This is a genomic window from Herbaspirillum frisingense (assembly GCF_047325095.1).
GTDB classification, from domain to species: domain Bacteria; phylum Pseudomonadota; class Gammaproteobacteria; order Burkholderiales; family Burkholderiaceae_D; genus Herbaspirillum; species Herbaspirillum frisingense.
On sequence record NZ_CP168558.1, the window covers coordinates 3586910 to 3613822 of the forward strand.

Below are 26913 nucleotides of genomic sequence, written 5' to 3' on the forward strand. Positions count from 1 at the left end.
CCCATCGGCGCTGGCGGCGTCGCCTCCCCTAGCCTCAAGGAGTCCCCATGCAACTCACCCTCGAACGGGCCGATGCCTTCGCCCGCATGCCACTGGCCTATCTGCGCCAGGAATATCCCAACCACATCATGCATGTGCTCCATGGCGCAGCAGACGTGCTCTCGCCGCGCGCCATGCATCCGGTGTTCTACGGCTGCTACGACTGGCACTCGGCGGTCCATGGCTTCTGGCTGCTGCTGCGCTGCGTGCAACGTTTCCCGGCCCTGCCGGCGCGCAGCGACATCGAAGACATCTTCGATGAGCACTTCACGCGGGAACTGATGGAACGCGAGACCGATTACTTCCGCGTCGGCGGTCGCGGCCCCTTCGAACGCCCCTATGGCTTCGGCTGGATCCTGGCGCTGGACCAGGAACTGGCACAGTCGGCCCTGCCCCGCGCTGCTGCCTGGCGCAGCGCCATGGCGCCGCTGACCATGGAAATCCGCAGCCGCCTGCTGGACTATCTCTCCAAGCTCAGCTATCCCATCCGCGTGGGTACCCACTACAACACCGCCTTCGCACTGGCGCTTTCGCTGGACTATGCGCGCCACGTGCAGGACAGCGAACTGGAAACGGTCATCGTAGACAGCGCCCTGCGGTATTTCAGCAAGGACACCGACTATCCCGCTCACTATGAACCGGGCGGTGACGAGTACATTTCCGGCGCGCTGACCGAAGCACTCCTGATGAGCAAGGCACTTCCCACAGCGGACTTCCCCGCCTGGTTCGACCGCTACCTGCCGCGCGTGGCCGAGGTCTCGCAGATCATGCAGCCGGCGCATGTCTCGGACCCCACCGATCCCAAGATCGCCCACCTGGATGGCCTGAACCTGTCCCGCGCCTGGTGCATGAAGACCGTGCTGCGACACCTGCCCGCCACCCACGCGGCACGCGCTGCCATGGAGACCTCCGTACAGCGTCACATCGGCGCCTCCATCGATCAGGTGGTCGGCAGCCACTACAGCGGCGGACACTGGCTGGCCAGCTTCGCCATGCTGGCGCTGGAAGACTGAGGCCGACACCCTGTCTCCACACAGCACAACGCCCGCGCTTCCAGCCATGGAAACGCGGGCGTTGTTTCTGCGACGCGGCGAAAACTACTCGGCCACTTCCTTGCGCAATGAGGGCGCTTCGGCCTGCGTGGGCATGGTCGCCGAGATCACCCGCGCGCTGCGCTTGAAGGTGAAATAGGCCCAGGCCCAGTCGGCCATCACCATGATGCGGTTGCGGAAGCCGATCAGGAAGTACACGTGCACGAACAGCCAGAACAACCAGGCCGGGTAGCCCGAGAACTTCAGCTTGCCGACCATGGCGATGGCGGCCTTGCGACCGATGGTGGCCAGCGAACCGTAGTCCTGATAGACGAAGGTCTCGGGCTTCTGTCCCGCGACGCGATGCTTGATATTGCGCGCCGCCACCCGCCCCATCTGCTTGGCCGCCGGCGATACGCCCGGTACCGGCTTGCCATCGGACTGCGCGGCCGCCAGGTCACCGATCACATACACATCCTCATGCCCGGCGATATTGAGCTCCGGCGACACCGGTACGCGACCGGCACGGTCCACCTCGACCCCGAGCTGCTTGCCCAGCGGCGAGGCCGCGACCCCCGCCGACCAGATCACGGTGCGCGTGGCCAGGCTCTGCTCGCCGTCGAAATTGGCATAGCGCACGCAGGTCTCGTCGATATGCACCACGCGACAGCCGGTACGCACATCCACGCCCAGCTTTTGCAACTGCTCGCGCGCCTTTTCTGACAGGTCCGGCGGATAGGCCGCCAGCACCCGCTCCGAGCCTTCCACCAGCACCACCCGCGCCGAATGCGGATCGATATTGCGGAATTCGCCGGACAAGGTATGCCGGGCGATTTCCACCAGCGTCCCGGCCATTTCCACGCCGGTGGCACCACCGCCGATGACGGTAAAGGTCAGCCACTCCTGGCGGCGCCGCGCATCGGTTTCGCGCTCGGCCCGCTCGAAGGCCATCAGGATGCGCTTGCGGATCTCGAAGGCATCTTCCAGCGTCTTCAGACCCGGCGCCAGCGCGCTCCACTCGTCGTGACCGAAATAGCTGTGGGTGGAGCCGGCCGCGACGATCAGATGGTCATAGGACAGCACGCTGCCGTCTTCCAGCGTGACGCTCTTGCCGGCGGTATCGATGCCGGTGACCGCGGCCATCAGGGTGGTCAGATTGCTCTGGTGCGCCAGGATGGCGCGGATCGGCGCACTGATGGCCGGCGCCGACAAGCCGGCCGTCGCCACCTGGTACAGCAGCGGCTGGAACAGGTGGTGGTTGCTGCGATCGATCATGGTGATGCGCAGGTCGGCACTGGCCAGCTCGCGCGCGGCAGCCAGGCCGCCGAATCCACAACCGATGATGATGACATGGGGCATCGCCTTCCTTTCAAAAGTAATGTGTTGTTCTGCCTGTATGTACCCACCGGCTCGCGCCGGATCAGGCACTACAGATGTCCCCTACTCTCTATTCGGATGCACCTGCAGACTGGCGCGCGGCTCCCCTTGCGGCCGTGACACCCGGGGACATCGCAGCAAGCTTGATGTCCCTCATTGCAGAAGGACAGGTTCTCATACTTTTGGTTCGAAATCACTGGGACAGATTGTCCCGGCCGGCAAGCACACAAGCGCAAGCGCATGCGCCCAAAGAAAAATCCCCCACGCCGCGAGGCATGGGGGATTTTTCTGTCGGTCACTCGCCGGCAGCCTTGTCAGCGCCGGCAGAGCACGGACTTACTGCGGGTCTTGCGGAGCAGCTTCGCCACCCTCTTCAGCCTGGGCAGCCTTCATCGACAGCTTCAGGCGACCGCGGTCGTCGGTCTCCAGGACCTTCACGCGCACTTGCTGGCCTTCCTTCAGGTAGTCAGCCACGGCATTGACGCGCTCGTTGGCGATCTGGCTGATGTGCAGCAGACCATCCTTGCCCGGCAGGACCTGGACGATGGCGCCGAAGTCCAGCAGCTTCAGGACGGTGCCTTCGTAGATCTTGCCCACTTCCACGGAAGCGGTCAGCTCTTCGATACGGCGCTTGGCTTCCTGGCCAGCCGATGCATCCACGGAGGCGATGGTGACCACGCCTTCGTCGCTGATGTCGATCTGGGTGCCGGTTTCTTCGGTCAGCGCGCGGATCACCGCGCCGCCCTTGCCGATCACGTCACGGATCTTTTCCGGATTGATCTTGATGGTGATCAGGCGCGGTGCGAAGTCGGACAGCTCGGCACGACCGGCCGGGACGGCTTCCTGCATCTTGTCCAGGATGTGGTGGCGGCCTTCCTTGGCCTGCTCCAGCGCGACCTGCATGATTTCCTTGGTGATGCCCTGAATCTTGATGTCCATCTGCAGTGCGGTGATGCCATTGGCAGTACCGGCCACCTTGAAGTCCATGTCGCCCAGGTGATCTTCATCGCCCAGGATGTCGGTCAGCACGGCAAACTTGTTGCCTTCCTTGATCAGGCCCATGGCGATACCGGCCACGTGCGACTTCATCGGCACGCCGGCGTCCATCAGTGCCAGGCAGCCGCCGCAGACCGATGCCATCGAGGAGGAGCCGTTGGACTCGGTGATTTCCGAGACCAGGCGCACCGAGTAGCTGAACTCGTCAGCCGCCGGCAGTGCGGCGATCAGCGCGCGCTTGGCCAGGCGGCCGTGACCGATTTCACGACGCTTCGGGGTACCCACGCGACCGGTTTCGCCGGTGGCGAACGGAGGCATGTTGTAGTGAAGCATGAAGCGGTCGGTGTATTCGCCCAAGAGGCCGTCGATCTTCTGCTCGTCACGGGCGGTACCCAGGGTCGCGATGACCAGGGCCTGGGTTTCGCCACGGGTGAACAGGGCCGAGCCGTGGGTACGCGGCAGCACGCCGGTACGGATCGAGATCGGACGCACGGTGCGGGTGTCACGACCGTCGATACGCGGTTCGCCTTCCAGGATCTGCGAACGCACGATCTTGGCTTCCAGGTCGAACAGGATGGAACCGACTTCGGCAGCGTCAGCAGCCACGCCGTTGTTGGCAGCGGCTTCAGCGACCAGGGCTTCGTTGACCTGGGCCGAGACGGCCTTCAGCTTCTCGGTACGGGCTTGCTTGTCCTTGGTCTGGTAGGCTTCGCGCAGCGGGCCTTCGGCCAGTTGCGACACGCGGGCGATCAGGGCTTCGTTCTTGGCCGGCGCGGTCCACTGGACTTCCGGCTTGCCACCGTCGCGCACCAGCGCGTGGATGGCTTCGATGACGGCCTTGGACTGTTCGTGACCGAACACGACCGCGCCCAGCATCACTTCTTCGGACAGTTGGTCGGCTTCGGATTCCACCATCAGCACGGCGGTTTCGGTACCGGCCACCACCAGATCCAGTTGCGAGGACTTCAGCTGGGTCTGGGTCGGGTTCAGGACGTACTGGCCGTCGATGTAGGCCACGCGGGCGGCGCCCACCGGGCCGTTGAAGGGGATGCCGGCCAGCGACAGGGCAGCCGAGGCGCCGATCATGGCGGGGATGTCCGGATCGATTTCAGGGTTCACCGACAGCACGTGGATGATGACCTGGACTTCGTTGAGGTAGCCTTCCGGGAACAGCGGGCGGATCGGACGATCGATCAGGCGCGAGGTCAGGGTTTCCTTTTCGGAGGGCTTGCCTTCACGCTTGAAGAAACCACCGGGGATACGGCCGGCAGCATAGGTCTTCTCGATGTAGTCGACCGTCAGGGGGAAGAAATCCTGGCCGGGCTTGGCTTCCTTGCGGGCCACCACGGTAGCCAGGATCACGGTGTCTTCCACCGAGACCACGACGGCGCCGGAGGCCTGGCGGGCGATTTCGCCGGTTTCCAGGGTGACTTGATGCTGACCGTACTGGAAGGTCTTGCTTACTTTATTGAACACGGTATTTCCTTTCTTTTATGGAGCCTGCCCCGACTGTGTCCGCGGTGCGCGACTTCCTTTTGCCGACAGATTTTCAGGCGCTGTCGTTCACCTCACCACAGTGGCCGGCGAAACCGGTCACTCACGACGAACGCGGCATTGATCAAACAAACAGCCTGCCGCGATGAAACAATGATCTATTCCTGCCCGGAGGGCGTTGCGCTCCGTTGCGCCCCGGCCTACGCCTGAGCTTGCGGAATCGCAAAAAACAAAATGCCCGCGTCAACGAGTGACGCAGGCATTTCATTGTGGTCCCGGGGCAGAGCCCGGAGACCCAGACGCGAAGTCAAATTACTTACGCAGACCGAGTTTCTCGATCAGGGCGCGGTAACGGTCGGCGTCCTTGTTCTTCAGGTAGGACAGCAGGCTCTTGCGACGGTTGACCATCTTGATCAGGCCACGACGGGAGTGGTGATCCTTGACGTGGGCCTTGAAGTGGCCGTTCAGGTCGTTGATGCGTGCGGTCAGCAGCGCGACTTGCACTTCCGGAGAACCGGTGTCGTTCGTGCCGCGGGCGTTTTCGGAGATAATGGCAGCCTTGGCTGCTTTTTCGATGGACATTGCTTTTACCTTTCACAAGCGGTGTGCGGAGCGTCAAATGATGTGCCCTGCATACCGTGAACAAAAAATGAGAATCCGGCCAACTCGACCGGACGCGAAATTATATAGCAAAAAGCCATTCCAACCAACATTCGCAGACAGGATCACACCTGAACGCCCCATCCATCCCCGGGCGAAGATGCGATACCGGAATGACAACAAGAGGAAATTGACCATGAAGCAACTCTCCCCCCTCCTGCGCCGCGGCCGCCCGCTGCTGGCCGCAGCCCTGCTGGCCAGCGCCGCACTGAGCGGCTGTGCCTCGCTGTTCCAGCCGCCAGTGACGCCCGGCGAGAGCGAAGAACAGGTAGTCGCCCGCCTGGGCGCGCCCAGCAATGTGTATCCGGATGGCGACAGTCGCCTCTTCGAATACGCTGCCGGCGCCTTCGGCCAGTATCAGTACATGGCCCGCATCGGCCCTGATCATCGCCTGGTTTCCTACCAGCAAGTCTGGACGATCGAAAACTTCCGCGCCATCCGCACCAAGCAGGACACCAAGCTTGACGTGCTGCGTCGGGTCGGCCGCCCCACCGAAGTGACACGCTATGCCCGCATCCCCTTCGAGGCCTGGAACTACGGTTTCAAGGAAAGCGGCGTATGGAATTCGCAGATGACCGTCTACTTCACCGACCAGGGCATCGTGGAAAAGGTCGAGAACGGCCCCGATCCGCGCTTCGACGACACCCGCTCGCGCTTCTGAGCCACCCGCTGCCGCCATGAAAAAGGCCGCCCGCTCTGCACTGCAGCGGGCGGCCTTGTCACGAGGACGTTCGGTCAGGCTCAGACCACGGTGGCCAGCGCCAGCGTGAACAGCAGGGCCAGCACCGAGACCAGCGTTTCCATCACGGTCCAGGTCTTGAAGGTCTGCGGCACGGTCATGTTGAAGTATTCCTTGACCAGCCAGAAACCGCCGTCATTGACGTGCGACAGGATCAGCGAACCGGCACCGGTGGCCAGCACCATCAGCTCCGGACGCACGCCACCGACGGTGGAGACGATAGGCGCGACGATGCCGCAGGCGGTGGTCATGGCGACCGTGGCCGAACCGGTGGCCACGCGGATCAGTGCAGCGACGAACCAGCCCAGGATCAGCGGCGACAGATGCGCATCGGTGGCGATACCGACGATGGCCTTGGAGACACCGCCATCCATCAGGATGCGACCGAAGCCGGCACCCGCACCCACCACCAGCGTGATGCTGGCGATCGGGGCCAGACATTCGTTGCTGAATTTCAGGATCTGGTCGGCGCCGAAACCACGGGCACGACCGAAGGTCCAGAAGCTCACCAGGGTAGCGATCAGGAGCGCGATGACCGAGTTGCCGATCAGGCGCAGGAAGTCATTGGCGAAGGTCTTGGGTGCGAAGAACAGGTCAGCCCAGCTACCGATGAGCATCAGTGCCACCGGCAGCAGGATGGTGAAGAGTGTGATGCCGAAGCCCGGCAGTTCACGGTCCTTCTTGCTGTCATCGACGAATTGCGAGATCAGCGGATTGTCCGGATCGGGAATCACCACCTTGGAGATCAGCTTGCCGAAGATCGGGCCGGCGATGATGGCCGTGGGAATACCCACGATCAGCGCAAACAGGATGGTGCGACCGATATCGGCGCTATAGGCGGTCACCGCCAGCAGCGCGGCCGGGTGCGGTGGAATCAGACCGTGCACCACCGACAGGCCGGCGACCATGGGGATACCCACCAGCACCATGTTGGTACCGGTACGCTTGGCGACGTTGAAGGCGATCGGCACCAGCAGCACGAAACCGACTTCGAAGAACACCGGCAGACCGACGATAAAGGCCACCGTCATCATGGCCCAGTGCACGTTCTTTTCACCGAAGGCCTTGATCATGGTGTTGGCGATGCGCTCGGCACCACCGGACTCGGCCATCATCTTGCCCAGCATGGTACCCAGCCCCACCACCAGTGCGATGTGACCCAGCGCGTTGCCCACGCCGGTTTCGAAGGCCTTGACGATGTTACCCATCGGCATGCCCACGGACAGGCCCAGCAGCAGCGAGACCACGATCAGCACGATGAACGGATTCATCTTGAATTTGGCGATCAGCACGATCAGTGCAATCACCGCTACCAGTGCATAGACCAGTAGCGCACTCCCTTGTACAGCCTCCATCTGTTGCTCCTCTTCAGAAGGTAAAAAGACACCCGCCGGCGATACCACACCCCTGCCGGCAAACATGAACTGCCAAATCGAACAGAACTCTTGAAACGTCCGGATGAATCAAATGATTTAAATAATTTAGATTATTGATACGACTCAAATCATCAGACTCACATCATTCACTGCAGCCACTTCATCGGCAGGCCGCATCGGGATACTTGTCGACCCCTTCCATGCCAGCCCGCCAGGCCATCAGCGCTTGAAGGCCACGCAATCGACCTCGACCTTGCAATCCACCACCATGCTCGACACCACGCAAGCGCGGGCAGGGGGATTGGCGCCGAAGTATTCCTTGAAGACCTTGTTGAAGGACTGGAAGTCGCGCGCGTCATCCAGCCAGACGCCACAGCGCACCACGTGTTCCGGTCCGTAGCCGGCTTCCTTCAGGATCGCCAGCACGTTCTGGATGGCCTTGTGCGATTGCGCCACGATGCCGCCATCGATCACTTCGCCGTTTTCCATGGCCACCTGACCCGACACGTACAACCAGCCGTCAGCGGCCACTGCGCGTGCGAATGGCAGATGCTGACCACCGGTACCGCTGCCACCTTCCACGCCAAATCGTTGAATACTCATTGCTGCTCCTTCACTTTGATTCACATTGAAACTTGAAAAACCGAAAAAAACCTAAGCCCGGCTTCACCGTATTCAGGCGGCTTCCTTCTGCAATTTGCGCGCCAGGAAGCGACCGGAGCGTGCAGCGGTGGCCTGCTTGTCCTGGCCGCGATAGGCCAGTTGGCCGTTGACCCAGACGCCCTCGATGCCATGTGCCGGCTGCATCGGATCGGTAAAGCTGGCCGCATCACGGATGGTGTCCGCATCGAACAGCACCAGGTCGGCGTGATAGCCCACCCGCACGAAGCCGCGCAAGTCCAGGCCAAAGCGCTGCGCCGACAGGCCGGTCATCTTGTGCACGGCGGTGGCCAGCGAGAACAGCTTCTGTTCGCGGCTGTAATACCCCAACACGCGCGGGAAGGCACCCCACAGGCGCGGGTGCGGCAGCGGATCGTTGGGCAGCCCGTCGGAGCCGACCACGGTGGCCGGGTGCGAGAGGATGCGATTGACATCGTCATCGGACATGCAGTGATAGACCGCGCCGGCCGGCATCAGGCGCCCGGCCGCCGTGTGCAGATCCACACCCCACTCGGCGGCGATCTGCTTCAACATCTTGCCGCCCTGCTCCGGATGCGGCTCGGACCAGGTGACCTGGATGTCGTAGTCGGCCGTCACCTGCTTCAGATCCAGCGTGGACGAGCTGGCGGTATAGGGATAGCAGTCGCAGCCCACGTGCTGGTGCCGCGCCGCCGCCTCCAGCGCCTGCAGCACTTCGCTGCTGCGGCCCCAGTTTTCCACGCCGGCACATTTCAGGTGCGAGATCACTACCGGCACGCGGGCATGCTTGCCGATGCGGAAGGCCTCGTCCATGGCCTCAAGGATGTCGGCGAATTCGCTGCGCAGGTGGGTGGCATACATGCCACCGAACTCGGCCAGCGGTTCGGCCAGGGACAGCACCTCCTCGGTGGGCGCATTGATGGCATTGCCGTAGGCCAGACCCGTGGAGAGGCCCAGCGCGCCATGCTCCAGCGCCTCGCGCAACTGGGCGCGCATGCCGTCGATTTCGCTCTGCGTGGCAGCGCGATCCAGACGGTCCATATGGTTGTTGCGCAGGGCCGTGTGGCCGACCAGCGCGGCCACGTTGATGGACGGTTGCGCGGCATTGACGGCCTCGACATAGCTGGCAAAGGTCGGATAGTGGAAGGCCTCGGATTTGCCCAGCAGGTTCATCGGGTCCGGCGGATCGGCCTTGAGCGTGACCGGCGCGGCGCTGATGCCGCAATTGCCGACCACGACCGTAGTCACCCCCTGCGAAAGCTTGGGGAACATCTCCGGGGTGCGGATGACGTTGGTGTCGTCATGCGTATGCACGTCGATGAAGCCGGGCGAGAGCACGCGGCCGGTGGCATCGATCTCCTGCGCGGCATGCCAGTGGTCGAGCTGGCCGATGGCGGCAATGCGGCCCTTGTGGACGGCCACGTCGAGCACCTGGGGCTCGGCGCCGGAACCGTCGATCACCAGGGCGTGACGGAACAGGGTGTCGCAGCGACGCTCCCCGTCCTCGGTATGGGTGGTGGATATCATGTCAGTCTCCCAGCGGCTGGTGCAGGTCGCCCCCGCCGCGATGTGCGTCGAGCACGTACTTGAGGCGGCGCAGCCGTTCCTGGCTGCTTTCCTTGTGCAGCAGGGCCAGCTCCAGCACCAGCATGTCCAGCGTCGCCATCATGGCGTAGCGCGACGAGGACGGTTTGAAAATCAGGTCGGTCTCCAGCGTCTTGATGGGCAAGAGCACATCGGCCAGCCTGGCCAGTGGCGAACCGAGGGCGGTGATGGCAATCAGCTTGACGCCGTATTCTCGCGCCACCTCGCAGCTGGCCAGCAGTTCCGGCACGCTGCCGGTGGTGGAGAAGACCAGCAGCACGTCTTCCTTGTCCAGGGTGGCGGCCACCATCTTCTGCAGCACCGCGTCGTGGTAGGTCGCTACCGGTCGCCCCAGGCGCACCAGGCGATAGCGCGCCTCGTCGGACATCATGGTCGAGCCGCCGCCCATGCCGAAGCAGTAGATCATGCGCGCGCCCTGCAGCAGGTGCGCGGCTTGCATGAGCATGTCCGGGTTGAGCATGGCGCGGTTCAGTTCCAGCACCGCATGGATGTCGCGATAGACCACGTCGGCCAGTTCCGGCGGCTGTTCCGACGGCAGGGTCTTGGCGCCATCGAAGAAGCGCTGGCCCACCGCCACCGCCTGTGCCAGCAGGAACTTGAATTCACGCACGTCGCGGCAGCCCATGGCCTTGGCAAAGCGTGTCACGCTGGCCACCGACACCCCGGCCTTCTCGGCCAGCTCACCGATGCTGGCGCTGGCGGCGGCAGAGAGGTCGCCCAGGATGGCCTCGGCCACCTTCTGTTCGGCCAGTCGCAAGGTGCTGCTACGCTCGCTGATGCGGGAAATGATGTCCAATGTCTGCGCCATGGGGTGAAAGGATCAGGTCGGCGGAAAATACCCAGAAAAGTGCATGCCGGATGCACCAAAAAGAGCCGCTAAAATAATTTATGTTATTTACTAACACGGCTTAAACATAGTAAATTCAAGGCTATTATTACGTCAATCCTAATTTCACAGGAATTAATGCGATGAATGATACAAACTACCACGGACCTTATCAGCCCGGCATCGTCGACCCGCTCAACAAGGGTCTGGGCGCCCTGCCCCAGCCGCTGTCGCCGCAGCAGGCCGGCAGTGTGCGCTGGAACCTGCTCAACGAGGACATCAGCCTGCCAGCCGCGGTGTTGTATGAAGAAAAGATCGCCCACAACCTGAAGTGGATGCAGGAATTTGTCGGCCAATACCAGGTCAAGCTGGCCCCGCACGGCAAGACCACCATGGCGCCCAAGCTGTTTGCGCGCCAGCTCGACACCGGCGCCTGGGGCATCACCCTGGCCACTGCGCACCAGACCCTGGCGGCCTACCACCACGGCGTGCGCCGCGTGATCATGGCCAACCAGCTGGTGGGCAAGCGCAACATGGCCATCATCTCGGAATTGCTGGCCGATCCCTCATTCGAATTCTTCTGCCTGGTCGATTCGGCCGACCTGGTGGAGCAGCTCGGCCGCTTCTTCGCCGAACGCAAGCAAACCCTGAACGTGCTGCTGGAACTGGGCCCGGCCGGCGGTCGCACCGGCGTGCGCGATGCCGACCAGCAGGCTGCCGTGCTGGCCGAGATCGAACGCTGGGACAGCCTCGCCCTGGCCGGGGTGGAAGTGTATGAAGGCGTGCTCAAGGAAGAGGTCGATATCCGCCGCTTCCTGCAACGCGCCGTGGCCTGTATCGGCGAACTGGCCGCGCAGGGCAAGCTGGCGCGCCGCCTGGCGCACGGTCCGGCGGTGCTGACCGGAGCCGGTTCGGCCTGGTACGACGTGGTGGCCGAAGAGTTCGGCCAGGCCGATATCGGGGCGGCCCTGGACGTGGTGCTGCGCCCGGGCTGCTACCTGACCCACGACGTGGGCATCTACCGCGCCGCGCAGGCGCAGATCCAGGTCCGTAATCCGGTGGCGCACAGCATGCGCAGCCAGTTGCAGCCGGCGCTGCAACTGTGGGCGTATGTGCAATCCATCCCGGAAAACGACAAGGCCATCATCGCCCTGGGCAAGCGCGACGCCGCCTTCGATGCCGGCCTGCCGGCACCGGTGACGCGCTTCCGTCCGGGCCATGACACCCAACCGCAGGCCACGCCAACGCACTGGGAAGTGACCGGCATGATGGACCAGCACGCCTACCTCAAGATCGCCGCAGGCGACGACATCAAGGTCGGCGACATGATCGCCTTCGACATCTCCCACCCCTGCCTGACCTTCGACAAGTGGCGTCATCTGGTGGTGGTGGATGCCCGCTTCGATGTCACCGACATCGTGCAGACCTTCTTCTGAGGCCGCCCGGTTCATCCGGGTTTTCTTCCCGGTTCTTATTCATTTTCGTTCCTGCGTACTTCGACTTCGTTTCAGCACAACATGAGCAAGCAGATCCTCGCCTATGGCGAAGCCATGGTGGAATTCAACCAGAGCATCGCGTCGCCGCGCAATTTCCTGCAGGGATATGGCGGCGACACCTCCAACTTCGCCATCGCCGCCGCCCGCCAGGGTGCGGCCTCGGCCTATGTCAGCGCCGTCGGCGATGATCATTTCGGGCAGGACCTGCTGGCCCTGTGGCAGCGCGAGCAGGTCGACGTGCAGCACGTGGCCGTGCGCCCGGGCGCCAGCACCGGCATCTACTTCGTCACCCATGACGACAGCGGCCATCAGTTCCACTACCGCCGCGCCGGCTCGGCGGCCAGCCAGTACCAGACGGCCGACCTGCCGCTGGAGAGCGTCGCCGGCGCGGCTGCCCTGCACCTGTCGGGAATCAGCCTGGCCATCAGTGAAAGTGCCTGCGAAGCAGGCCTGGCCGCCATGGCCCAGGCCCGTGCAGCCGGCGTTCCGACCTCGCTGGATACCAATCTGCGCCTGCGTCTGTGGTCGCTGGAGCGCGCCCGCGAAAAGATGGAACAGGCCTTCGGCCTGTGCGATATCTGCCTGCCGAGCTGGGAAGATGTGTCCATGTTGACCGGACTGGAAGATCGCGACGCCATCGTGGACCGCCTGCTGGGCTATGGCGTGCAACTGGTGGCCTTCAAGCTGGGCAAGGAAGGCTGCTACGTGGCCACACCCCAGGAGCGGCGCATGGTGGCGCCCTATCCGGTACAGGCGCTGGATGCCACCGGCGCCGGTGACTGCTTCGGCGGCGCCTTCATGGCCGAGCTGATGCGCGGCAGCGATCCCTTCGCGGCAGCGCGCTACGCCAATGTCGCCGCCGCCCTGTCCACCACCGGCTATGGCGCGGTGGAACCCATCCCCACCCGCAGCCAGGTCGAAGCCGCACTGCACGCGGCGGCCTGAATACGCCTGCCTGATCAGTGGCGGCGGGCCACCAGCAGCATGCCCGCCACCGGCTGTCGCACTTCCTCGCGCAGGATCTCGTCGCTGTCGTGCAGCACCTCCATGCCGTGCGCCTGCAGTACCTGCTGTACGTAATCGCGCCCGTGGCGATAGCGACCGCTGGCATGCAGGCAATAACCGGCCTCGGCGGGGTCCTGGGCCGTCAGCGCCTCGACCGTGAAGGCGAAATAGCCGCCACTGCGCAAAGCGCCAGCGACCGCGCCGAAGACCTGATCCAGGTCGCCGAAGTAGATCATCGTGTCGGCGGCGGTGACGAGGTCGCAGGATTGCGGATGCCGCGCCAGGTAGTCGCCGATCTCGGCCTTCTCCAGATGGGCGTAGAGCCCGGTGCTGGCGGCCTTTTCCAGCATCTTGCCGGCCAGGTCGACGCCGATGATGCGATGCGAGAACGGCGCCACCTGGGCCGCGCACAGACCCGTACCGCAGCCGATGTCGACGGTGGCGAACTGGCGTGACGGCGCCACCAGCCGCGCCAGGCCCTGGGCGATCAGGCTGGGGCCACGATAGGCCAGGCTTTGCAGCAGGTTGGTCTCGAAGGTCTCGGCGTAGCGGTCGAAGTGCGATTCGATGTAGCGGTCCGAGGCACGGGCGGGCACCTCGTCCTGTGAGCAGGCAGCCAGCATGTGGGCTGCGATCGGGTTGTCCGGTTGCTCTTGCAGCCAGGCGCGATAGGCTTGCGCGGCCTCCTCCAGACGGCCGAGGAAATAGAAGGAAATCCCCACCATCTCCCAGGACTTGCCCTCCATCGGCGGCAGCACGTAGGCGCGGCACTGGTAGTGCGAGGCCTGCATCTTGTCGCCCGCGGCTTCATGCAGGCTGCCCAGGTGCAGCAGGGAGGGCACAAACTCGGGCGCAATCTCCACCGCCCGCTCGAAGGCCGCCATGGCGTCTTCCCGGCGCTCTTGCTGGAGCAGGGCGGCGCCCAGGTTGTTCCAGACGGTGTGATCTTGCGGCGTCAGTGCCAGCGCGTCGGCGTAGGCCTGCTCGGCGTCTTCCATTTGGCCCAGCGCAAACAGCACGTTGCCCAGGTCGTTGTGCCAGGCTGCGTTGTCGGGCTCCAGCGCGCTGGAGAGCTCCAGCTTGTCCAGCGCCTCTTCATGGCGCCCGGCCTGATGCAGCCAGATGCCGTAGAAGTGCAATGCCACCGGCTCGATGGGATCCTCTTCCAGCACCGCCTCGTAGACGGCACGGGCCTCGTCCAGGCGCCCGGCCATGTGGGCGTCGATCGCCGCGTGCAAACGCTCCTGGTGGGCGTGCTGCGTCTGCTGCTGGGGTTCAGGCATGGACTGGTCTCCCGGAAAGGACATCGGATCAAGGCGGCACGCGTGAGAATGCAAGCCTTCGTCTTTACATGTTCTTTACAAGTCTGACGCAGCCCGCCCTTTCGGGCAATGCCTGATTCTCTGCCATCCCTGCCTCATCACCGGCCCGGAATGCAAAAAGGCCGCCCCGGGACTGTACCCGGGGCGGCCTGACGAAACCTTCACCTTGCCGACGGCCCTACTGTCCCGCCAAGCTATGCCCGATACTGCCCAGGCGGCGCAGTGCCTGGTCCAGTTCGCGGGTAAAAGGATGACCGCAGCAGATGCGCAGGAAATGCCCATAGCGGTTGGAATTGGAGAAGATGGCACCCGGCGACACCCCCACGCCCTCGGCCAGCGCCCGCTCGAACATCTGCTGCGAGCACACCTGCACCGGCAGCTCCACCCACAGGCCGACACCGCCATTGGGCACATTCAGGCGCGTGCCCTCGGGGAAATAGGCCGCAATCGATTCGGCCATGCGTTCGCGCTGTTCCTTGAGCAACTGGCGCAGGCGGCGCAGGTGGCGGTCGTAGGCCGGGCTGGCGATGAAGTCGGCGGCGGTGACCTGGGTCCATTCCTCGTTGGCGCGGGTATGGGTGAACTTGAGCATCTTGACCCGCTCATGCCAGCGCCCGCCATTCATCCAGCCCAGGCGCATGCCCGGCGCCAGCACCTTGTTGAGGGAGGCACAATAGATCACATTGCCGCTGCGATCGCGGCTCTTGAGACTGGACGGCGGCACGTTGCCGTCGGCCAGTTCGGTGTAGGCATCATCTTCGATCAGCGGCAGGCGCAATTCTTCACACAGGCGCACCAGCTTGTCCTTGTGCTCGTCGGGCATGATGCAGCCCAGCGGGTTCTGCAGGTTGGGCACCACCACCACGCCCTTGATATTGCCGTAGGTGCGCACCGCCAGTTCCAGCGCCTCCACCGAGATGCCGGTATGCGGGCTGGTCGGGATCTCCAGCGCCTTCATGCCCAGGTTTTCCAGGGCCTGCAACAGGCCGAAATAGGTCGGCGACTCCACGGCGATGGTGTCACCGGGGCCGGCCACCGCCCGCAGGGCCAGGTTGAGCGCTTCGATACAGCCGTGGGTGACCACCACTTCTTCGTGATCGATGCGCATGCCATGGTGTAGCGCCCGCCGCGCCACGGCCTGGCGGAAGGTGGCATTGCCGTTGTGCGGCATGGCGCTGGTGAGCAGCTCGGGGCGGTCGCGCAGGGCACGCATGGCGGCCTGCTTGAGGGTTTCCACCGCATACAGCTCGGGCGCGCAGGTCATGCCGGAAAGGTCGATGCGCGGCGCACCGCTCTGGCGCAGGGCGATGTATTGCGACACCTTTTCATGGATGCCGGCGTACTGCTCGGGATCGATGGCCATCAGGCTCTTGGGCTCCTGCACCGGGCGGATGGCCGAGCGGCGCGGCTGGCGCACGAAATAGCCGGAACGCGGACGGGCTTCCAGCCAGCCGCCCTCCTCCATATGACGCAGCGTCTGCAAGGCGGTGGACAGGCTCACCTGGTGCTGGCGCATCAGGTCGCGCACCGAAGGCATGCGGTCGCCGGCCACCAGGGTGCCGGACTGGATCGCGCCCTGATAGTGCTCCGCCAGGCGCCGGTACAGCGGCTGGCGGGTGCCTTCCGGGCTGACCGTGGGCGTGCCGGCATGAGCGCCAACATCGGCGCCAGATTCAGCACCAGATTCAGGAATGGCCGGCGGTAGCGCGGGCTTGAGATCGGGGAGGTGGAGGCTGGTATCCATAACAGTCATCATCTTCTTCCGGCAAGAACCAGAACAGATACAGAGTATTCGAAAAGCAACGGTAACAGAGCAAAAAAACGGCCGCTGTTACGCAGCAGCCCGAATTTTCCTGTGCCTGTTGCGCTGGCTGGCGACTCCCTAGACTGCACTCATCCCCACCACCACGGAGCCAGCCATGCCTACCCCCAGCCACCCCACCCTTCCCGCCGCCCAGCCTACGCCCCGGCGACTGCAACTGGGCTGCGGGCAACACCTGCAACTGTGGCTGCCGGCCGGCAGCCAGCTGCTGTGCCAGGCGCCGCTGTTGCGCATCACCGAAGCGACGTACTGGCAACTGGATCGCCTGGTCAGCCGACAGACCCGTCTGGAGGATGGTGAGTGCCTGGTACTGGAGCGCGAGGGGTGGGTCAGCATCCTGGCGCCGCAAGGCGGCGAATTGCTGTGCCTGGCCACGCCGCAGCCGCCCTGGTACGCCCCCTGGGCCAAGCTCTTGCGGCGGCTGGGCGATTGGCGCAACGTGCGGCTCCCGAGCCGGGCGCGCTGATCGCAGAGGTGCGGGCCGAAGTGGCGCAGTGGAGGCGGTGGACGCGGTGGATGTGGATGATTAACTTTCAATCAACAAAACCACCTTCAAATCCGCGGTTTTCACGGTAATAGCGCAAACAATGGCGTGAATTTACGCAAACGGCCGGCGAAGATGTGCAGGAGAGCATGCAAACCATTACACTTCAGCATCAGCAAAAGATGAAGTGTTATGCAGAACGATCAGCCTCCAGCAAGCCCTGCGCCGGCCGCTATCCCGGCGCTTTCAGAAAAAGATACCTTCGACCTGACTCCGGTTTCCTTATGGAAAGAGGATTACAGCGGCCTCAAGCGCCTGTTCGACCAATGGCGCGCCGAGGGTGTCACCGACCTGCGCAGCTACCTGACCCAGGACACCTCGCGGGCGCAGGCCTGCGCCATGCAGATCAAGGTGGTCGACGTCAACCGCCGTACCCTGGAATGGTACGAGGCACGCGACCTGGCGCATCTGGTGGCGAACCTGGACAAGGTGTTCCGGGACGACATGATCGATACCTTCATCGACGAAATGGTGCAGCTCTGGAACGGCGGTTCGACCTTCTCCAGCTATACCGTCAACTACACCCTGGGCGGCAGGCGGCTGGACATCCAGCTGTCCGGTCGCATCATGCCGGGTAGCGAAGAGAGCTGGGACTACGTGCTGCTGGCCATCGAGAACGTCACTGAACGCGAGACCGCCCGCAAGAAACTCTCGCGCAGCGAAAACTATGCGCGCGGGCTGTTCGAGTATTCGCCCATTTCGCTGTGGGTGGAGGACTTCAGCGCCGTCAAGCGGCTCTTCGACGACCTGCACCGCATCGGCATCACCGATTTCCGCACCTTCACCGACGTCCACCCCGAGTTCGTGGAACGCTGCATGCAGGAAATCCGCGTTATCGACGTCAACCTGCAGACGCTGTCCATGTTCGGCGCGCCGGACAAGGCCACCCTGCTCTCGCGCCTGTCGGACGTGTTCCGCGATGACATGCGGCCGCACTTCAATGAGCAGCTGATCGAGCTGTGGAACGGCAACCTGCTGCACCACCGCGAAGTGGTCAATTACGCGCTCAATGGCGATACGCTGCACGTGCATCTGCAGTTTTCTGTCTTCCCCGGTCACGAAGACAACTGGGACCTGGTGCTGGTGGCGCTGACCGACATCACCGCCCGCAAGAAGGCCGAGGCCTACCTGGAATTCCTGGGCAAGCACGACGAGCTGACCAAGCTGCACAACCGCGCCTACATGGTCGATGAACTGAACCGCCTGGAGCGCAAGGGCCCCTTCCCGGTCAGTGTGATCGTGGCCGACCTGAACGGCCTGAAGGAAGTCAACGATGAGCTCGGCCATGCCACCGGCGACGGCCTGCTGCGCCGGGTGGGCGAAGTGCTGGGCAAGGCGGTCGAACGTCCGGGCAGCGTGGCGCGCACCGGTGGCGACGAATTCGCCATCCTGCTGCCGGCCACCGACGAGCGCGGCTGCCAGTTGCTGATGGACCAGATCCAGAAGCTGGTGGAGATCAACAACCAGTATTACTCCGGCGTGACGCTGAGCCTGTCCATGGGCGCGGCCACCGCCACCCCGGGTGAGCGCCTGGAGCACGTGGTGCAACGTGCCGATGCCTTGATGTATGAAGCCAAACGCCACTTCTATGCCAGCAGCCCCAGCCTGGAACGCCGCCATCCCGGCGACTGAAGCCACCACCCCAGCCACCCTCCAGCTCGCTGACGGCCTGCGGCAGGAAGAACTGGCGCTGGCCGTCGGCGCCGAAACGCTGGCGGCCGACCTCATCCGTGCCGCGGACGGCCAGGCCGTCCATACCCTGGTGCTGCATGGTGCCGGGCAAGGCCACCGGCAGCGCCAGTGGCCGCTACGCCAGACCCTGGCCCGGCTGGGATGCGCCAGCGCGGCCATCGATTTTTCCGGCCATGGTGCCAGCAGCGCCGTGCATCCCAATTCCCTTTCCAAACGGCTGGCTGAAGCCCAGGCGGCGCTGGAGCGCTGCACCGTCGGTCCACGCACTGTGGTGGGCGTGAGCATGAGCGGGGAAATCGCCCTGCGCCTGGCCTGCCGACCCGACAACCAGATCACCCACGTGGTCACGCTGGTAGGTGCCATCTATGATGGCGCGGCCTTTGCCCTGCCCTTCGGACTGGCGTTCAGCACAGCCCTGCGCCGCCCCGGCAGTTGGCGCGAAGCTACGGTACTGGAGATGATTTCGCACTACCGGGGACGCATCACGCTGGTGCGGGCCAGCGAGGATGCCGTGATTCCCGCCGAGGTGGCGGAGCTGGTGCGGCAACACGCCACGGCGGCGGACTGCCGCATCATCGACCTGCCCGGTGTCGATCACCGCATCAGCGAACGCAGCCAGCACGATGCCGCCCTGCGCGAGCAATTGGCCAGGCTGATTGCGGGAGGAAGCGCGTGAGCGCTCAGGCGGTGGTGGAAATGAGACTGCCGACGATGCCCTGATTGATCAGGTCGCCAACGATGGTGCTGGTGAGGCCGGGATCGGACTTGAGCAGCGACGACAGATCGGATGTCAGGCCACTATTGCCGCTGAATTGCCCGTTGCCGTCATAGATGCCGGAGGTCGTCGGCGGGGTCGGGATGCTGGCGAGGATGCCCTGGTAATAGGACTGGCTGGCCTGGTTCTGGGTCAGGTCTGGGGAGGTATTGTCGGCCGAACCGGCGCTGACGATAGCATCAAACAGGCCGGCGGCATTGTAGGTCAGGGCATTCTGCCCCTGGCCACTGCCTGCGCCCCCGCCGCCCAGGCTGACGATCACCGAGGCATCGGTCGACAATTCGATGGCCTGCGCCACCGCTGCCGGATTGTCGCTGGCCTTGACCGGATTGCTGGCGCCACTCTCTGCGGGAAGACCGTAGGAGTTCAGACTACCCAGCGATGTCAGTGTGGTATCGATTGCCATGATCTATTTTCATTCATGTCGCGATTGCGAACTGTGAAGAAATATATAAAGCGATGAACGCAGTTTAGCAAAAACTTGCCGGATGTGAAGGCGACCCCGAAAAACCGCACTGGCCCGGAAGCAAAACACCCGGCACGGGGCCGGGTGTCTGCGTAGCTGGCATGGCCATGACCATGAAGAGCCATGACCCGGGCAACTCAATGCGGCTCGTCCCCATGCTCATCCTTGGTCTGCACGATGCTGACCGGGCGGCCCTTGAGACGGCGCCAGAGATAGACGCCATAGCCGGACAGGCCGTACAGCACGAACAGGCCGAACAAGACCTTGGACGGATCGCTGGAAATGAGCACCAGCGCCACCACCACCAGCAGTGCGGCGATGAAGGGGACCGGCTTGCGGAAATTGACGTCCTTGAAGCTGTAGAACGGCACATTGGTCACCATGGTGATGCCGGCATACAGGGTGATCACCCAGCCATACCAGCTGAGGTCGGTACCGGCAAAGCGCAGGTCATCCATGAGCCAGACGAAACCGGCCACCAGTGCCGCTGCGGCCGGGCTGGGCAAGCCCTGGAAATAGCGCTTGTCGACCACCGCGATATTGGTGTTGAAGCGCGCCAGCCGCAGCGCGCCACCAGCGCAATAGACGAAGGCCGCCAGCCAGCCCAGCTTGCCCATGCCGCGCAGCGACCATTCATAGACCACCAGCGCCGGCGCGGCACCGAAGGAGACCATGTCGGACAGGCTGTCGTACTGGGCGCCGAACTCGCTCTGGGTATTGGTCATGCGGGCGACCCGGCCGTCCAGGCTGTCCAGCACCATGGCCACGAAGATGGCGATGGCGGCATAGTCGAACTTGAGGTTCATCGCCATCACGATGGCGTAGAAACCGCAGAACAGCGCGGCCGTGGTGAAGGCATTGGGCAACAGGTAGATCCCGCGCGACCGGCGCCGCACCACCACCTGCCCGGATTCGTCCAGTTGCGCCGCCTTGGGCTTGCGCAGGGATTTCGGGAAGGGAATGCCGGCCTTGGCCTTGCGTCGTCTTAGTGTTGGCATCGATGTCCAGTAGAGGTTATGCAGAAAACCACCCGCCTCATTCATACAGCGGCGGGTGCAGGCTATGCAGGTGTGATCAGAGTTCGGCCAGAATGGTTTCGGTCGCGGAAACCTTTTCACCCACGCTGACCTTGGGGATAGCGGTCAGCGGCAGGTACACGTCCACCCGCGAGCCGAAGCGGATGAAACCGTAGCGCTGGCCACGGGCCAGGGTGTCACCGGCCTTGACGTAGCACAGGATGCGGCGGGCGATCAGGCCGGCCACTTGCACGCAGGTCACGCTGTGACCGCTGGTGGTGGTGATGGCCAGGGCATTGCGCTCGTTTTCCAGCGAGGCCTTGTCGAGGTCGGCATTGACGAACTTGCCGGGGAAATATTGCACCTTCTCGATCTTGCCATCCACCGGGGAACGGTTGGAGTGGACGTTGAAGACATTCATGAAGACGCTGATCTTCAGGGCTTCACGGTCGGTGTAGGGATCATGGGCACGGGCCACCACCACGATACGGCCATCGGCCGGCGACAGCACCGCATTGGCAGCCTGCGGGATCACGCGCGGCGGATCGCGGAAGAACTGCAGCACGAACAGCGCGATGATCCACAGCGGGAAGGACCAGGCGCCGCAGAAATAGGTGGCCAGCAGTGCCACGACCACGGCGATGGTCAGGAAGGGCCAGCCTTCGCGGGCGATAATGGGGTGGGGATAGTGGTTATTGTTCAATGTTGCTCCAATGATCGCGCAGTGCTCGCGGAAAGTTCAAAAGTAAAAGCGTGCCTATTCTAGTCCAGCGCCCGTTAAATGCAACGAAATGCGCCGCCCGGGGCGCTTGGCGGGCGCTATTTGACGGTCTGGGAGAGGTTTTGCCAATCCGCCCGCGGGGCAGGTCGACACCGGCGGTGGCTGTCGACCCGGGATGGGCGGTGGCGGCCGTACAGACGAGCGGCGGCTAGCGGGGCTGGGGATGCGAGAAGCTGAACTTCAGTTCATTGCGCGCCAGACCTTTCGGTCCGGTCAACTGCATCTGGCCGACCAGCACGGTCGCTTCGACGTCGGCATAGTCGAAACCGGTCACCTCGGTGACCTGGCGCAGGTCACCCTGGCTGCGCTGCTGAGGTTCGTCGGCGATGATGCCGGCAGGTTCCTTGCCCAGCGGTGCACAGGCCTTGATGTCGTTGACCATGCGCTGGTAGGCGCGCCCCAGGTCTGCCGGTGACGCCAGGCGCCAGACGCAGGAATAGACGGATGAGTTGCTGGAGATGGTACAGACCTCGGCCCCATCGAGCATGAAATTGGACAGGTAGACGGGGCCACGTTTGTCGCCCTTGACGACCGAGTCCTGACCATCCTTCTTCCAGCCGTCGAAATGCGAGGGGGCCTGCTGCTGCATGGCCCGCAGGTCGGCACAGATGTCGGCATGGGCGCTACCGGCCAGCAGGACGGCCGCGACGGGAAGGATGAGCTTGGCGATGTTCCGCATGTGGATCCTTAAAACGGAAAGGGAGGCCGATTATAGCCTCCCTCCCCTGTCAGCCCGTGCAGGCTGACAGTTCTTGACACCGGTCGTGCTTACTTGAAACGCACCTTGCCGACCAGACGCATGTTGACGGTGGATTCGCCCGGCTCGAAGCTGGGTTCGGCCACGCTGGCGTTTTCCTGCACCATGTCCGAACGCATCATGGCGGCCTTGGCCATGGGGGCGGCGGCCGGTGCCGCATAGTTGCCCGAGCCTTCGAAGTCGACCGTCTCGATCACGGCGTCCGACGGAGCGCGATGCATGGCGTTGGCGATGAAGCCGACGCGCTCTTCCAGGTTGCGATAGGTGGCATTGACCAGGGCCGCATCCAGCTTGCGGGCCGCCGCCGGGCTCAGCCCGAACTGCAGGCCGTTCAGGTTCAACAGGCTCTGTGCCGACGCCACAGTTTTGGGCAGTGCGCTCAGGTTCTCGGTGGTCATCTCCAGATACTGGCCGACGCGCCAGCCCACCACGGCGCGGGCCTTGGCCGGCTGACGCGGTTGTTGGGGCGTGACCTGGGGCGGCTCGGCATAGACCGCATAGGTGTAGTAGCCGTAGCTCTTGAGCGTGGCTTGCGGGTCCTGGCGCTTCAACAGCTCGATGCCCTGCTTCATCTTCTGGTTCACGCGGGAGGCAGCGGTGGCCTTGTCCTTGTCTTGCTCTTCAACCTGCAGGGTCACGCGGGCCTGGTCATTGGCTACGCTGATCTCGCCATTGGCGGGGACCACTACCATGGTACCGGTGGTGGCGACGGCAGCCGGCATGCTGCCCTGGGCTTGCGCCGTAGTCTGCGCCTGGACCTGCGATGCCAGGCAAGCGGTCGCCAATGCGGCGCCCAACATCAGTTTGCGGGAAGGTGTCATAGGGGATCCTCTTTATTCTTGATCGTGGACGGGTGATGATAACTTCATATTCAAGTCATTCACCCTGCACTTCGACGACTGCCCATCCGCTTGGTTCTTGAGCAAATGCAACAAGCGGTAACGACATGGCCCTTCAGCTCGCGCCCCCCCCCGTCATCCGCATCGATGTGCAGCGGTGCAGGGGCGAAAAAAAACGCCACGGCGAACCGTGGCGTTTTTCTGCGCAAGTGGCAGATCAGTTCTTGCTTTGATCGACCAGCTTGTTGGCCTTGATCCAGGGCATCATGGCGCGCAGCTTCTCGCCCACGATTTCGATCTGGTGTTCGGCGTTGATGCGACGACGCGACATCAGGGTCGGCGCACCGGCCTTGTTTTCCAGGATGAAGCTCTTGGCGTATTCGCCGGTCTGGATGTCTTCCAGCACCTTCTTCATCGCAGCCTTGCTCTCGGCGTTGATCACGCGCGGGCCGGTCACGTACTCGCCGTATTCGGCGTTGTTGGAGATCGAGTAGTTCATGTTGGCGATGCCGCCTTCATAGATCAGGTCCACGATCAGCTTCAGTTCGTGCAGGCACTCGAAGTAGGCCATTTCGGGCGCGTAACCGGCTTCCACCAGGGTTTCGAAACCGGCCTTGATCAGTTCCACGGTACCGCCGCACAGCACGGCCTGTTCGCCGAACAGGTCGGTTTCGGTTTCTTCGCGGAAGTTGGTTTCGATGATGCCGGCACGGCCGCCGCCGTTGGCGGTGGCGTACGACAGGGCCAGGTCACGGGCGCTGCCGGACTTGTCCTGGTGCACGGCGATCAGGTGCGGCACGCCGCCACCCTGGCTGTAGGTCGAACGCACGGTGTGGCCAGGGGCCTTGGGGGCGATCATGATGATGTCCAGGTCAGCGCGCGGCACGACTTGGCCATAGTGGATGTTGAAGCCGTGGGCGAAAGCGACGGTGGCGCCTTGCTTGGCGAACGGTGCGACGTTTTCGGCGTAGACCTGGCCGATGTTTTCGTCGGGCAGCAGGATCATGATGACGTCGGCGTCCTTGACGGCGTCGTTCACTTCAGCGACCTTCAGGCCGGCCTTCTCGGCCTTGGACCAGGAAGCGCCGCCCTTGCGCAGGCCAACGGTGACCTTCACGCCCGAATCCTTCAGGTTCAGCGCGTGGGCGTGACCTTGCGAACCGTAACCGATGATGGTCACGTTCTTGTTCTTGATCAGGGACAGGTCTGCGTCTTTGTCGTAGAAAACTTTCATGATTTTTCCTATATTCCGAATAGCTCGAATTGAATGTATGTATGTGTGATGGGTACTGCCTGGCGCGGTCGATCAGATCTTCAGGATCCGTTCGCCGCGACCGATGCCGGAGCCGCCGGTACGGACCGTTTCCAGGATCGCAGTGCGGTCCAGGGCGTCGATAAAGGCGTCCAGCTTGCTCTTGGCGCCGGTCAGCTCGATCGTATAGGTCTTCTCGGTGACATCGATGATGCGGCCACGGAAGATATCCGCAGTACGCTTCATCTCTTCCCGTTCCTTGCCCACTGCGCGCACCTTGATCAGCATCAGTTCGCGCTCGATGTGCGCGCCTTCCGTCAGATCGACGACCTTCACCACCTCGATCAGGCGGTTCAGGTGTTTGGTGATCTGTTCGATCACATCGTCCGAACCGGAGGTCACGATGGTCATGCGTGACAGGGTCGGGTCTTCGGTGGGTGCAACGGTGAGCGTTTCGATGTTGTAGCCGCGTGCGGAGAACAGACCCACGACACGGGACAATGCGCCGGCTTCGTTTTCCAGCAGCACAGAAATGATATGGCGCATGATTAGAGATCCTCCGAACCCAGCAACATTTCAGTCAAACCCTTGCCCGCCTTGACCATGGGCCAGACGTTCTCGGTTTGATCCGTGATGAAGTTCATGAAGACCAGCCTGTCTTTCATGGCGAAGGCTTCGCGCAGCGCGCCGTCGACATCGCCCGGTTTCTCGATTTTCATGCCGACGTGGCCGTAGGACTCCGCCAGCTTGTTGAAGTCCGGCAGCGAATCCATGTAGGACTCCGAATAGCGCGAACCGTAGTCGATCTGCTGCCACTGACGGACCATGCCCAGGAAGCGGTTGTTCAGGAGGATGATCTTGGGCGTGAGGTGATACTGCTTGCAGGTCGCCAGCTCCTGGATGCACATCTGGATCGAGGCTTCGCCGGTGATGCAGGCCACGGTCGCATCGGGGTTGGCCATCTGCACGCCCATGGCGTACGGCAGGCCCACGCCCATGGTGCCCAGGCCGCCGGAGTTGATCCAGCGACGCGGCTTGTCGAAACCGTAGTATTGCGCGGCCCACATCTGGTGCTGGCCGACGTCGGAGGTGATGAAGGCATCGCCCTTGGTCACTTCCCACACCTTCTGCACCACGGATTGCGGCTTGATGAATTCGTCCGAGGTAGCGAACTTGAGGCAATCACGCTTGCGCCACTCGTTGATCTGCTTCCACCAGTTGTCCAGCGCCGCGCCGTTCTGGCGGGTCTCGGCGGCATCCAGCTGGGCCAGCATTTCCTGCAGCACGTCCTTGACGTTGCCCACGATGGGGATGTCGACCTTGACGCGCTTGGAAATCGACGACGGGTCGATATCGATATGAATGATCTTGCGGGCGTTCGAGGCGAAATGCTTCGGATTGCCGATCACACGGTCGTCGAAACGGGCACCGATGGCGATGAGCACGTCGCAGTGCTGCATGGCCATGTTGGCTTCGTAGGTGCCGTGCATGCCGGGCATGCCCACGAACTTGTCGCTGGACGAACGATAGGCCCCCAGGCCCATCAGGGTGTTGGTACAGGGATAGCCCAGGCGATCGACCAGCTTGTTCAACTCGGGCGAGGCATTGGCCAGGATGATGCCGCCGCCGGTGTAGATCATCGGACGCTCGGCCGACAGCAGCAGCTGCAGTGCCTTGCGGATCTGGCCCGAGTGGCCCTTGTCGACCGGCTTGTAGGAACGCATTTCCACCGCCTTCGGATACTCGTAGGCGCAGGTATGCATGGTGATGTCCTTCGGGATATCGACCAGCACGGGGCCGGGACGGCCGGTGGTGGCGATATAGAAGGCCTTCTTGACGGTTTCCGCCAGGTCCTTCACATCCTTCACGAGGAAGTTGTGCTTCACGCATGGGCGGGTGATACCGACAGTGTCGCACTCCTGGAACGCGTCCTGACCGATGGCGGTCGACGGCACCTGGCCGGAGATCACCACCATGGGGATGGAGTCCATGTAGGCCGTGGCCAGGCCGGTGACGGCATTGGTCACACCGGGGCCGGAGGTGACGATGGCCACGCCGACCCGTTGCGAGCTGCGCGAATACGCGTCCGCAGCGTGCACGGCAGCCTGTTCGTGACGAACCAGGATGTGCTGGAATTTGTCTTGCTTGAAGATTGCGTCGTAGATATAGAGGACGGCGCCACCAGGATAGCCGAAGACGTGTTCCACACCCTCTTCAGCCAGGCAACGGACGAGTATATCCGCGCCGGTGAGTTGCTCAGCACTCATGCTGCTTCCTTTCAAGGTCCATTGGAAATTGATCGGATGTTCTCTCCTGACGGAATCGCATTCGTCGTCTTGCCGGCAGCATCCCTTTATTGTGCGG

The 26913-nt window shown here is 63.2% G+C and carries 24 protein-coding genes; 7 read left to right on the forward strand and 17 right to left on the reverse strand.

The window, feature by feature from the left end:
- The first annotated feature begins 47 nt into the window (after nucleotides 1-47).
- Nucleotides 48-1052 (forward strand): DUF2891 domain-containing protein, encoded by a 1005-nt coding sequence (locus tag ACEOAC_RS16520; RefSeq protein WP_241813742.1) that lies wholly within the window; start codon nucleotides 48-50, stop codon nucleotides 1050-1052.
- A gap of 84 nt (nucleotides 1053-1136) precedes the next feature.
- On the opposite strand, the gene ACEOAC_RS16525 is transcribed toward ACEOAC_RS16520, so the two are convergent.
- The 3 genes from ACEOAC_RS16525 to rpsO form a co-directional block, all read right to left on the reverse strand.
- Complete coding sequence (locus ACEOAC_RS16525) at nucleotides 1137-2429, reverse strand: NAD(P)/FAD-dependent oxidoreductase (protein ID WP_413443476.1); 1293 nt, start codon at nucleotides 2427-2429, stop codon at nucleotides 1137-1139.
- 354 nt (nucleotides 2430-2783) lie between these two features.
- On the reverse strand, nucleotides 2784-4919 hold the full coding sequence (gene pnp / locus ACEOAC_RS16530; protein ID WP_077235622.1) for a polyribonucleotide nucleotidyltransferase: 2136 nt from the start codon (nucleotides 4917-4919) through the stop codon (nucleotides 2784-2786).
- 330 nt (nucleotides 4920-5249) lie between these two features.
- The gene (gene rpsO, locus ACEOAC_RS16535; RefSeq protein ID WP_006712917.1) at nucleotides 5250-5519 is read right to left on the reverse strand and encodes a 30S ribosomal protein S15; all 270 of its coding nucleotides are present in this window, start codon (nucleotides 5517-5519) and stop codon (nucleotides 5250-5252) included.
- A gap of 214 nt (nucleotides 5520-5733) precedes the next feature.
- Between rpsO and ACEOAC_RS16540 the strand changes: the two genes are divergently transcribed.
- Complete coding sequence (locus tag ACEOAC_RS16540; RefSeq protein WP_241813743.1) at nucleotides 5734-6258, forward strand: hypothetical protein; 525 nt, start codon at nucleotides 5734-5736, stop codon at nucleotides 6256-6258.
- Between the two features lie 80 nt (nucleotides 6259-6338).
- On the opposite strand, the gene ACEOAC_RS16545 is transcribed toward ACEOAC_RS16540, so the two are convergent.
- From ACEOAC_RS16545 to ACEOAC_RS16560, 4 genes are all read right to left on the reverse strand, one after another.
- The gene (locus tag ACEOAC_RS16545) at nucleotides 6339-7691 is read right to left on the reverse strand and encodes a GntP family permease (RefSeq protein ID WP_006712915.1); all 1353 of its coding nucleotides are present in this window, start codon (nucleotides 7689-7691) and stop codon (nucleotides 6339-6341) included.
- A 240-nt stretch (nucleotides 7692-7931) separates the two neighbouring features.
- Nucleotides 7932-8315 carry a RidA family protein gene (locus ACEOAC_RS16550; RefSeq protein WP_006712914.1) on the reverse strand — a complete coding sequence of 128 codons (384 nt, stop codon included), beginning with the start codon at nucleotides 8313-8315 and terminating at the stop codon, nucleotides 7932-7934.
- 72 nt (nucleotides 8316-8387) lie between these two features.
- Complete coding sequence (locus ACEOAC_RS16555) at nucleotides 8388-9878, reverse strand: N-acyl-D-amino-acid deacylase family protein (RefSeq protein ID WP_413443477.1); 1491 nt, start codon at nucleotides 9876-9878, stop codon at nucleotides 8388-8390.
- 1 nt (nucleotide 9879) lies between these two features.
- The gene (locus ACEOAC_RS16560) at nucleotides 9880-10764 is read right to left on the reverse strand and encodes a MurR/RpiR family transcriptional regulator (RefSeq protein ID WP_006712912.1); all 885 of its coding nucleotides are present in this window, start codon (nucleotides 10762-10764) and stop codon (nucleotides 9880-9882) included.
- 161 nt (nucleotides 10765-10925) lie between these two features.
- Here ACEOAC_RS16560 and ACEOAC_RS16565 point away from each other — a divergent pair, with 161 nt between their 5' ends.
- Both ACEOAC_RS16565 and ACEOAC_RS16570 read left to right on the forward strand, forming a co-directional pair.
- The gene (locus tag ACEOAC_RS16565; protein ID WP_413443478.1) at nucleotides 10926-12218 is read left to right on the forward strand and encodes an amino acid deaminase; all 1293 of its coding nucleotides are present in this window, start codon (nucleotides 10926-10928) and stop codon (nucleotides 12216-12218) included.
- An 81-nt stretch (nucleotides 12219-12299) separates the two neighbouring features.
- A complete protein-coding gene (locus ACEOAC_RS16570; RefSeq protein WP_413443479.1) occupies nucleotides 12300-13223 on the forward strand; it encodes a sugar kinase in 924 nt (307 codons plus the stop codon).
- A gap of 14 nt (nucleotides 13224-13237) precedes the next feature.
- Here the strand turns inward: ACEOAC_RS16570 and ACEOAC_RS16575 are convergent, their stop codons facing one another.
- Nucleotides 13238-14566 carry a tetratricopeptide repeat protein gene (locus tag ACEOAC_RS16575; protein ID WP_413443480.1) on the reverse strand — a complete coding sequence of 443 codons (1329 nt, stop codon included), beginning with the start codon at nucleotides 14564-14566 and terminating at the stop codon, nucleotides 13238-13240.
- Between the two features lie 217 nt (nucleotides 14567-14783).
- The gene (locus ACEOAC_RS16580) at nucleotides 14784-16349 is read right to left on the reverse strand and encodes a PLP-dependent aminotransferase family protein (RefSeq protein ID WP_413443481.1); all 1566 of its coding nucleotides are present in this window, start codon (nucleotides 16347-16349) and stop codon (nucleotides 14784-14786) included.
- A 175-nt stretch (nucleotides 16350-16524) separates the two neighbouring features.
- Here ACEOAC_RS16580 and ACEOAC_RS16585 point away from each other — a divergent pair, with 175 nt between their 5' ends.
- From ACEOAC_RS16585 to ACEOAC_RS16595, 3 genes are all read left to right on the forward strand, one after another.
- Nucleotides 16525-16893 carry a hypothetical protein gene (locus tag ACEOAC_RS16585; protein ID WP_413628456.1) on the forward strand — a complete coding sequence of 123 codons (369 nt, stop codon included), beginning with the start codon at nucleotides 16525-16527 and terminating at the stop codon, nucleotides 16891-16893.
- A gap of 210 nt (nucleotides 16894-17103) precedes the next feature.
- On the forward strand, nucleotides 17104-18603 hold the full coding sequence (locus tag ACEOAC_RS16590) for a sensor domain-containing diguanylate cyclase (RefSeq protein ID WP_102664712.1): 1500 nt from the start codon (nucleotides 17104-17106) through the stop codon (nucleotides 18601-18603).
- Nucleotides 18560-19339, forward strand: coding sequence for an alpha/beta hydrolase (locus ACEOAC_RS16595; protein ID WP_413628457.1), 780 nt, complete (start codon nucleotides 18560-18562; stop codon nucleotides 19337-19339). The genes ACEOAC_RS16590 and ACEOAC_RS16595 overlap by 44 nt, the downstream gene beginning before the upstream one ends.
- 4 nt (nucleotides 19340-19343) lie before the next feature.
- Here the strand turns inward: ACEOAC_RS16595 and ACEOAC_RS16600 are convergent, their stop codons facing one another.
- The 8 genes from ACEOAC_RS16600 to ACEOAC_RS16635 all read right to left on the reverse strand — a co-directional run bounded on the left by ACEOAC_RS16600 (nucleotide 19344) and on the right by ACEOAC_RS16635 (nucleotide 26816).
- The gene (locus tag ACEOAC_RS16600) at nucleotides 19344-19844 is read right to left on the reverse strand and encodes a hypothetical protein (RefSeq protein WP_413445425.1); all 501 of its coding nucleotides are present in this window, start codon (nucleotides 19842-19844) and stop codon (nucleotides 19344-19346) included.
- Nucleotides 19845-20041: 197 nt separating this feature from the next.
- Nucleotides 20042-20902 carry a CDP-diacylglycerol--serine O-phosphatidyltransferase gene (pssA, locus tag ACEOAC_RS16605; RefSeq protein WP_006712897.1) on the reverse strand — a complete coding sequence of 287 codons (861 nt, stop codon included), beginning with the start codon at nucleotides 20900-20902 and terminating at the stop codon, nucleotides 20042-20044.
- A gap of 76 nt (nucleotides 20903-20978) precedes the next feature.
- On the reverse strand, nucleotides 20979-21623 hold the full coding sequence (locus ACEOAC_RS16610) for a phosphatidylserine decarboxylase (protein WP_006712895.1): 645 nt from the start codon (nucleotides 21621-21623) through the stop codon (nucleotides 20979-20981).
- 226 nt (nucleotides 21624-21849) lie between these two features.
- Entirely contained in the window at nucleotides 21850-22380 is a 531-nt protein-coding gene (locus tag ACEOAC_RS16615) for a hypothetical protein (RefSeq protein WP_006712893.1), read from the reverse strand.
- An 89-nt stretch (nucleotides 22381-22469) separates the two neighbouring features.
- On the reverse strand, nucleotides 22470-23279 hold the full coding sequence (locus ACEOAC_RS16620; protein WP_241813752.1) for an SIMPL domain-containing protein: 810 nt from the start codon (nucleotides 23277-23279) through the stop codon (nucleotides 22470-22472).
- A gap of 235 nt (nucleotides 23280-23514) precedes the next feature.
- Nucleotides 23515-24531: a ketol-acid reductoisomerase gene (ilvC, locus tag ACEOAC_RS16625; protein WP_006712890.1), complete on the reverse strand. Its 1017-nt coding sequence runs from the start codon at nucleotides 24529-24531 to the stop codon at nucleotides 23515-23517.
- A 72-nt stretch (nucleotides 24532-24603) separates the two neighbouring features.
- Entirely contained in the window at nucleotides 24604-25095 is a 492-nt protein-coding gene (gene ilvN / locus ACEOAC_RS16630) for an acetolactate synthase small subunit (protein ID WP_006712888.1), read from the reverse strand.
- 2 nt (nucleotides 25096-25097) lie between these two features.
- A complete protein-coding gene (locus tag ACEOAC_RS16635) occupies nucleotides 25098-26816 on the reverse strand; it encodes an acetolactate synthase 3 catalytic subunit (RefSeq protein ID WP_077238202.1) in 1719 nt (572 codons plus the stop codon).
- Nucleotides 26817-26913: the final 97 nt, after the last annotated feature.

Bases quoted from the DNA above. Each gene is read 5' to 3' on its own strand.
- ACEOAC_RS16520 (WP_241813742.1), top strand. From the start codon at position 48: ATGCAACTCACCCTCGAACGGGCCGATGCCTTCGCCCGCATGCCACTG.
- ACEOAC_RS16525 (WP_413443476.1), bottom strand. From the start codon at position 2,429: ATGCCCCATGTCATCATCATCGGTTGTGGATTCGGCGGCCTGGCTGCC.
- rpsO (WP_006712917.1), bottom strand. From the start codon at position 5,519: ATGTCCATCGAAAAAGCAGCCAAGGCTGCCATTATCTCCGAAAACGCC.
- ACEOAC_RS16540 (WP_241813743.1), top strand. From the start codon at position 5,734: ATGAAGCAACTCTCCCCCCTCCTGCGCCGCGGCCGCCCGCTGCTGGCC.
- ACEOAC_RS16545 (WP_006712915.1), bottom strand. From the start codon at position 7,691: ATGGAGGCTGTACAAGGGAGTGCGCTACTGGTCTATGCACTGGTAGCG.
- ACEOAC_RS16550 (WP_006712914.1), bottom strand. From the start codon at position 8,315: ATGAGTATTCAACGATTTGGCGTGGAAGGTGGCAGCGGTACCGGTGGT.
- ACEOAC_RS16555 (WP_413443477.1), bottom strand. From the start codon at position 9,878: ATGATATCCACCACCCATACCGAGGACGGGGAGCGTCGCTGCGACACC.
- ACEOAC_RS16560 (WP_006712912.1), bottom strand. From the start codon at position 10,764: ATGGCGCAGACATTGGACATCATTTCCCGCATCAGCGAGCGTAGCAGC.
- ACEOAC_RS16565 (WP_413443478.1), top strand. From the start codon at position 10,926: ATGAATGATACAAACTACCACGGACCTTATCAGCCCGGCATCGTCGAC.
- ACEOAC_RS16570 (WP_413443479.1), top strand. From the start codon at position 12,300: ATGAGCAAGCAGATCCTCGCCTATGGCGAAGCCATGGTGGAATTCAAC.
- ACEOAC_RS16575 (WP_413443480.1), bottom strand. From the start codon at position 14,566: ATGCCTGAACCCCAGCAGCAGACGCAGCACGCCCACCAGGAGCGTTTG.
- ACEOAC_RS16580 (WP_413443481.1), bottom strand. From the start codon at position 16,349: ATGGATACCAGCCTCCACCTCCCCGATCTCAAGCCCGCGCTACCGCCG.
- ACEOAC_RS16585 (WP_413628456.1), top strand. From the start codon at position 16,525: ATGCCTACCCCCAGCCACCCCACCCTTCCCGCCGCCCAGCCTACGCCC.
- ACEOAC_RS16590 (WP_102664712.1), top strand. From the start codon at position 17,104: ATGCAGAACGATCAGCCTCCAGCAAGCCCTGCGCCGGCCGCTATCCCG.
- ACEOAC_RS16595 (WP_413628457.1), top strand. From the start codon at position 18,560: ATGCCAGCAGCCCCAGCCTGGAACGCCGCCATCCCGGCGACTGAAGCC.
- ACEOAC_RS16600 (WP_413445425.1), bottom strand. From the start codon at position 19,844: ATGGCAATCGATACCACACTGACATCGCTGGGTAGTCTGAACTCCTAC.
- pssA (WP_006712897.1), bottom strand. From the start codon at position 20,902: ATGCCAACACTAAGACGACGCAAGGCCAAGGCCGGCATTCCCTTCCCG.
- ACEOAC_RS16615 (WP_006712893.1), bottom strand. From the start codon at position 22,380: ATGCGGAACATCGCCAAGCTCATCCTTCCCGTCGCGGCCGTCCTGCTG.
- ACEOAC_RS16620 (WP_241813752.1), bottom strand. From the start codon at position 23,279: ATGACACCTTCCCGCAAACTGATGTTGGGCGCCGCATTGGCGACCGCT.
- ilvC (WP_006712890.1), bottom strand. From the start codon at position 24,531: ATGAAAGTTTTCTACGACAAAGACGCAGACCTGTCCCTGATCAAGAAC.
- ilvN (WP_006712888.1), bottom strand. From the start codon at position 25,095: ATGCGCCATATCATTTCTGTGCTGCTGGAAAACGAAGCCGGCGCATTG.
- ACEOAC_RS16635 (WP_077238202.1), bottom strand. From the start codon at position 26,816: ATGAGTGCTGAGCAACTCACCGGCGCGGATATACTCGTCCGTTGCCTG.